This window comes from uncultured Thiodictyon sp. (assembly GCF_903946935.1).
Taxonomy (GTDB): Bacteria; Pseudomonadota; Gammaproteobacteria; order Chromatiales; family Chromatiaceae; genus Thiodictyon.
This window is the reverse complement of the sequence record NZ_CAJAXH010000294.1, coordinates 22,196-28,592: the sequence shown is the minus strand read 5'-3', so window position 1 is coordinate 28,592 and position 6,397 is coordinate 22,196. Positions and strand designations below refer to the sequence as shown.

At 65.8% G+C, this 6,397-nt stretch carries 5 protein-coding genes; all 5 read right to left on the bottom strand.

The features are described 5' to 3' along the window. Positions 1 to 8: 8 nt before the first annotated feature. A complete protein-coding gene (locus QZX93_RS25355) occupies positions 9 to 782 on the bottom strand; it encodes a hypothetical protein (RefSeq protein ID WP_295395005.1) in 774 nt (257 codons plus the stop codon). Positions 783 to 1,522: 740 nt separating this feature from the next. Further along, complete coding sequence (locus QZX93_RS25350; protein WP_295383897.1) at positions 1,523 to 2,434, bottom strand: LysR substrate-binding domain-containing protein; 912 nt, start codon at positions 2,432 to 2,434, stop codon at positions 1,523 to 1,525. Between the two features lie 196 nt (positions 2,435 to 2,630). After that, positions 2,631 to 4,139: a hypothetical protein gene (locus QZX93_RS25345; RefSeq protein WP_295383898.1), complete on the bottom strand. Its 1,509-nt coding sequence runs from the start codon at positions 4,137 to 4,139 to the stop codon at positions 2,631 to 2,633. A gap of 80 nt (positions 4,140 to 4,219) precedes the next feature. After that, the gene (locus tag QZX93_RS25340; RefSeq protein ID WP_295383899.1) at positions 4,220 to 5,128 is read right to left on the bottom strand and encodes an alpha/beta fold hydrolase; all 909 of its coding nucleotides are present in this window, start codon (positions 5,126 to 5,128) and stop codon (positions 4,220 to 4,222) included. A 179-nt stretch (positions 5,129 to 5,307) separates the two neighbouring features. Then, on the bottom strand, positions 5,308 to 6,390 hold the full coding sequence (locus QZX93_RS25335) for a homoserine O-succinyltransferase (RefSeq protein WP_295383900.1): 1,083 nt from the start codon (positions 6,388 to 6,390) through the stop codon (positions 5,308 to 5,310). Between the last annotated feature and the right edge of the window lie 7 nt (positions 6,391 to 6,397).

Below are 6,397 nucleotides of genomic sequence, written 5' to 3'. Positions count from 1 at the left end.
TGCAATAATCAAACGCCGTATTTATTAGCCGTTAAGTAAGCCTCTATCTCAAAATGGTTCTTAGACAGCCTCTTAGACCCAGCTACCCCTGGTATACCTTGCGGGCCGATGTCGCCGGTATCACCCTTCGGACCCTGTGCGCCGGTCGCACCGATCGCACCGGTATCGCCCTGCGGGCCTTGCGGACCGATTGCGCCAGTCAAGCCGATCGGGCCGATGTCGCCCGTATCGCCCTTCGGACCCTGTGCGCCGGTCGCACCGATCGCACCGGTATCGCCCTGCGGGCCTTGCGGACCGATTGCGCCAGTCGAGCCGATCGGGCCGATTGGACCAACCTCGCCCTGCGGACCTTGCGGACCCATTGGCCCGATTGGCCCTTGAGGACCAATGGAACCAGCCGCGCCACCAATGCTCAGTTGCCAATTGACCGGTTGCGGGCCGCCATCATCCACCGTGAGTAGATAACTCCCTGGGCCAGGCGGCGCCCATGTCACCTTGAGGAGATCGTTGTTGTAATCGGGAAGCAGTGTCTGAGGCTGCCCATTGATCGTAACGGCAGGCGCCCTTTTGCAGTTCATCTTTTTGCAAAGAGAGGCCCCATTGATACTAATGAGCGCAGGCGCCACTGAGTCATCGACCGTGACGCTGTAGATCTCGGGCGCACCGTTGTTCACGGGCGAGTGATCGGCGAGTGCGGGCAGCGCGCCAACGCTGCAGAATAGCCCGAGAAGGATTGCCAGCTGACGACGACGAAAGCGGGGGTGCGTATTTGTGCTGTTCATGGTCATTCTTCGTTGATCTGAGAAAACGTTGATTCAGCCGGGTGGGGCCGGCTTGCTGCGCGAACACATGAGACCTTGGTGCAGATTAGGCGAGAACCTGGCAAGGAAACGTGAAGCGGCGCACGCTTCTTAACCCGAAGTTAACGATTTTTTGTTGCAATGGGACTCTCTGGGCCCTTCGTGACGTTGCGGTGCAACTGCTCTTTCCGGGATAACCGGCGGCGGGCGTCGGTAACCAAGAATTGTTATCGGATAAAGAGCGGTTGGCACGCCAGGGCGCCGAGCTCGCCAAGACTTTTCAGTGCGTTATCAGCGTTGCGCCAGTTACCCGGAGGGTGATCTGGAGAGTGGCTTTACGGTGAAAGTCGCGCCGGGAGCGCGCTCCACTTCTCCCTCTCCTATTGGGGGAGGGCGGGGTGGGGGAACGGCCAAGGCGCCCTCTACTTTCATCGCTCGGGGTGGCGCGGGCGCCATGGCCGTTACCCGATCATATTTCTTGGCGAGCTTGGCGCCTTGGCGCGAGCAATTCCCGGGGCTAGGATCATCCTAGAAAAAGCCATTGGTCCGCGAAAAACGGGAATGAACGCGAATCAGAACAATGAGTTGCCTGTCGGGCGGGCAGTCACCCTGGGGGTGATCCACGCCACACAATTATCTCTTTGTTCTATTTCGCGTTTTTCGCGGCCGAATTGGCGGACTTAGGATCATCCCTCCGGCCACCAGCGAGGCTTGCGCCGCGCCTACCGCCCCCGCCGGTTCATCTGTGCCGATGCCTCCTGGAACAGGTCGATGAAGCGCCGCTGGTAGCGCCGCAGGTACTTGTCACGCAGATAGGCCACCTTGGTCACCTCCCAGGGGAACAGGTGACTTAAGTCCCGGCGGCCCAGGTCCGCGTCCAGGGTCGGCTCATAGGCCAGGTCTGCGATGATGCCGATGCCCATCCCCTCGCGCACATAGGTCTTGATCACATCGGTGTCCGCGGCGCTCAGGACCACGCGCGGGCGCAGTCCCTCGCGAGCAAAGGCCGTGCTGAAGTTGCCGCGCCCGGTGAAGCCGAACACATAGGTGATCATCGGATACTCGCAGAGCAGTTCCAGGGTCATGACCGGGACCGCCAGCAGCGGATGCCCCAGGGGGGCGATGACACAGCGGTTCCAGCGGTAACAGTGGACCGCCTCCAGGGCCGGCTCGTTGGCCAGGGCCTCGGTACAGATCGCCAAGTCCACCGAGTCACGCACCACCAACTCGACCAGTTGACCCGGCGTGCCCTGGTGGATCTGTACCTCCACCTCCGGAAACTCGCCGGCAAAGCGCCTAACCACCGGCGGCAGGATATAGCGCGCCTGGGTGTGGGTCGCCCCGATGCGCAGGGTCCCGCTGGTCTGACCCGACTGATCCCGCCCCACCGCGGCCAGGCTCGCGGCACCGGCCAGGGTCTGACGGGCATAGACCACCGCCGCCTCCCCCGCCTCCGTCAGCCCCGCGAGGCGCTTGCCTTGGCGGTGGAAGAGCCGCGTGCCCAGCTCGTCCTCCAGTTGCTTGAGGTGCTGAGACACCGCGGACTGGACCAGGTGGAGTTGCTCCGCCGCCCGGCTGACGCTGAATCCGTTCTCCGCCAGGGTGACCAGTGAGCGTAACTGACGCAGCTCCATCGGACGCCTCCCTTACCCAAAATACGACATTTGCTCACGCCAAGCCGCCAAGCCGCCAAGCCGCCAAGCCGCCAAGAAAAAATAACGGCGTCTTACACTGCCACGACCATCTGCCCGGTGAGCCATCCGACGCTGGTAATGCACTGAATAACCTTGGCGTCTTGGCGTCTTGGCGTGAGAGCGGCCCTTTCAAGGCTTAGGGAACCCCCGACAACGGCCGCATCTCCACGTCGCAGCGCCCGCCGAGCTGGACCTTGGTTGGGCTACCGCCGCCCTGGCAGGACTCGCCCCGGTCCTTGACCCGGCAGGCGATCTCCACCGGCCGGCCCTGATTGATCCAACTCGGGGTCTTGCGATAGCGGCCGACCGTCTTGAAGGAGCAGCCGGCCGGTATCCCGTAGGGCGGGCAAGAGGACGGGCTGCGCAGCGAGACCTTGCGCGCGTCGACGACAAAGCCGGGATAACGGTCCTCGATCTTGATGACGTCCCCCTCGGGCTTCTCCTCGAACAGGAACTGTTTGAAGCTGTAGCCGCCACCCGACTTGGCACCGACCTGGATGCGGGTGTCCGCGAGCAACGCATAGTCGCCACCGCGGCTGGCCACCGCACCCGAGATGTACTCCACCCGGTCATTCTTGGGGAAGCACTTACCCATGGCCGGGGCATGATAGTAGTGGCGCAGCTCCTTGAGGTCCGCCAGCGGCGTGCCGGGGAAGATCTCCGCCAGGTCGGAGTCGTTGCCATACAGGATGCGCTCCACGTCACCCACGTTCTGGGCATACATCGCCTGGAGCTTGGCATAGTCAGGGTCCGCGGCCAGATCCGGGCGCATGAAGCAGGAGGTCAGGCCCGAAATCTGGGTCAGATACTCGTCCCAGATGTTGTACTGGGAGACCGACGAGGAGGCGCCCTGGAAGTCCCCGGGGAAGCCGCACCCCTTGCCCCTCTGGCACTGACCGACCGCGCGGTTGCGGATGGACAGCGCAATGACGTTGCGCTCGCAGGTGCCGTAGGCGTTGCAGCCGCGCTTCAGATGCCCCTCGTGCAGGGCGGTACGCATCACATAGTCCAGATGCTTGGCGCGCGCGAGCTCGGTGTCCGAGCCCAGGCGCCCATTGGCGCGGATAAAGCCGTCCCAGGCACTGGCCAGGGCCGCACGCCGACCGGTCAAGGAGCGGTTGGCCGACTCGCACTGGGGGGAGGCGTGGAAGGCGCGGACGATCCGGTCCAGGCTGGTCGCCCCCTCGCTCCCGCCGCCCTTGCCCGAGCGCGGCGGCGGGTCGAAGAAGGGCGCCTTCTTGAGCGCATAGAGCTGGCGCACGTCGATGACGTTTTTCACCCCCGGCGCACAGTGGTGGTTCTGGACCTCCAGCTTGGCGCGCCCCGCCACCGTTTGCTTGAAACGCTGCGTATCGGCAGCGCTCGCCCGGCGCGGGTCGACCACCACCTCGAAGCCCACGTAGGGCGTGCCCTGCCCGTCGGTCAGCGGCTTGCCGTCACGGATCGCCAGACAGGGGATGACCGAGGTGCCCTGGGTGAGGGTCCCCGCCGGGGCGCCGGCCCCGGGCACCCCATCCGCGCTGTAGAAGGGCACGGTGAAGGACCCGTTGAACTTGTAGATCGTCATCACCGGTGTGGCCGGGATGCCCGCCTGGGCGACCTGAGCGATGAGGAGCAACAGGAGTGCAGCGATTCGGTAGCGCATAGTGTACGAAGACTCCGAATGAAGGGCTGATCAAAGGTTAGCGTCCGGCAACCCAAGGCCTCGGCCTTGGGGGCGGGCGCTCAACTCGCGGTCGGCGCCCCGGCCCAGAACCGATCCAGCGCCGCCACCAACTCCGGCAGGCGCTCCCACTGGGGCAGACCCAGGTGCGGGGCCAGGGTCTCATACTGCCAATTAGGGTGGAGTGCGACGAATCCGGGCAGTTTCTCGAAGGTGACATAGGGGTCGCGGTCGGCGATGGCCAGGACCGGCAGGTCTGCGGGCAAGAGTGCATAGAGACGCGCCGGGGCATCGCGGGTAAAGAGCTGCATCGACAGGAACATCAATGGGGCATGGCGGGCGCCCGGCTGGTGCGAGGTCGCATAGGCATAGTCGAGCACGGCCGCCGGGGCCTTGCCGACGAACGACTGGCCGAGGTAATAGTTGATGCTGCGGCGCGAGGAGACGAGTGCGAAGGCGGCCGCCCCCAGCCCCGGCAGGGTCAGCAGCCAGTGCAGGGGCTTACCGACCGCCGGGCCGAACGGCTGGCGCGCGCCGAACCCGGTGGGCGAGATCAGCGCCAGCGAGGCGATCCGCCCCGCGACCTTGAGCGCCGCGCGGGCGGCAAATTCGCTGCTGAGCGACAGGGCCACCACATCGGCCGGCTGCTTCACCACCTGGTCCAGGAAGTCGACCAGGGCCGCGGTGAAGCGCTCCGCCGAGTAGGGACCGACCGGCCGCTCCGAATGACCGAAGCCGGGCAGCTCCAGGCTATAGACCGGGCGCTGCCCGCGATAGTGATCGAACAGCGGTTTGACCTCGAAGCTGCTCGGCGCGGCATTGACGCTATGCACCAGGACCAGCGGCCGGCCGCTGCCGACGCTGTCACCGTACCAGGCCAGCCGCTCGCCCGCGCGGGTCACCAGGGTGTGGCGAGGGGCGTCGAGCGCCTCGGGAAGTGGCGTGCGCACGGGGGTCGGAGTCTTTGTCATGGTGCTCTCCAGCAGGTTAGCCAGGGCTCGGAGCGAGCCGGGGGGCGCCTATTGTCGCACTTCCCATCCACTGTGTTACCAGGCATAGGCGCCTGTCCGCGGGAGCGGCGGCTCGCCGCGCCGCGATCGGCGTGGCAAATCCGCCCCGACCGCCCGGCCGCCGCCCGCCGCGCGAGGCTTCAGGCCACCGCCCGCTGCCCCAACCCCAAGGGGTCCGCCGGGTCGACATGGTCCATGAAGGGCAGCTTACGGTCGCTATGGGTCACCTGATAGATCAGCCCCATCCAGTTGCCCATCACCCCCTCGGCGGTATCGTGCCAGGTGTTGTCCAGGCGGAACACGATATGCTCCTCCGGCAGGGGCGGCGGCTCGCGGCCCGCCGCCAGGGCGTCGCGCAGGCGCTGCGCGTGCTCGTCCAGGATGGCGCGGGACTGCAGGGTCAAATAGCCCGTGGGAAAGGGCGGATAGTCGCGCCGCTCCCCGGCGGCGAAGCGCTTGACCTCGCGCTTGTACTCCTTGAGCAGCGAGATGGTGTCGTACTCCGGGTGCCCCTGAAAGAAGACCTGCCGGAAGCCATCGGCACTCACCGCCAAGTGGACCCCGGCCTCCTCGCTCTCCACCAGGACCGGGAGCCCCGCGGCATCGAACTGGTCGCGGCCGATCTCGTTGAAGCGGGAGTGCGGCACGTCGAACAAGGTGTTGACGGTGCCGACCAGCGGGTGCGCCCGATCCACCACGCGATGGGGAAAGACCCCCCAGCGCTTCTCGCCCAGGGGCCGGCGCCGCTGCCCATGACGGAACCGGAGCACCGCGTGGGTCGCCAGACACGAGCACAGCGTGGAGCTGACATTGTTCCAGGCCCAGTCCACCACTTCGATCAGCGGCCCCCAGAAGGGCTCCCTGGCCAGGTCAGGCCCAGTCACATTGGCCCCGGTGATGATCAGCGCATCCAGCCCGTCCTCGCGGATGCGCTCGAACGGCTGGTAGTACTGGCGGACATGCTCGCGCGCCCGCGGCCCGCGCGGCAACGCATCCAAGGTGAAGGGGTGGACATAGAACTGGGCAATCTGGTTGCTCTGGCCGATCAGCCGGAAAAACTGGCGCTCGGTGGCCTCCAGAGCGGCGTCCGGCATCATGTTCAACAACCCGATGTGCAGTTCCCGGATGTCCTGATGCCGCGCGCGGTCCGGGTCCAGGATCTGTTGGCCCGCAGCGCGCAGGTGGGCAAAGGTGGGCAGTGGGTTATGGGCGACGATCGGCATGGTGGCG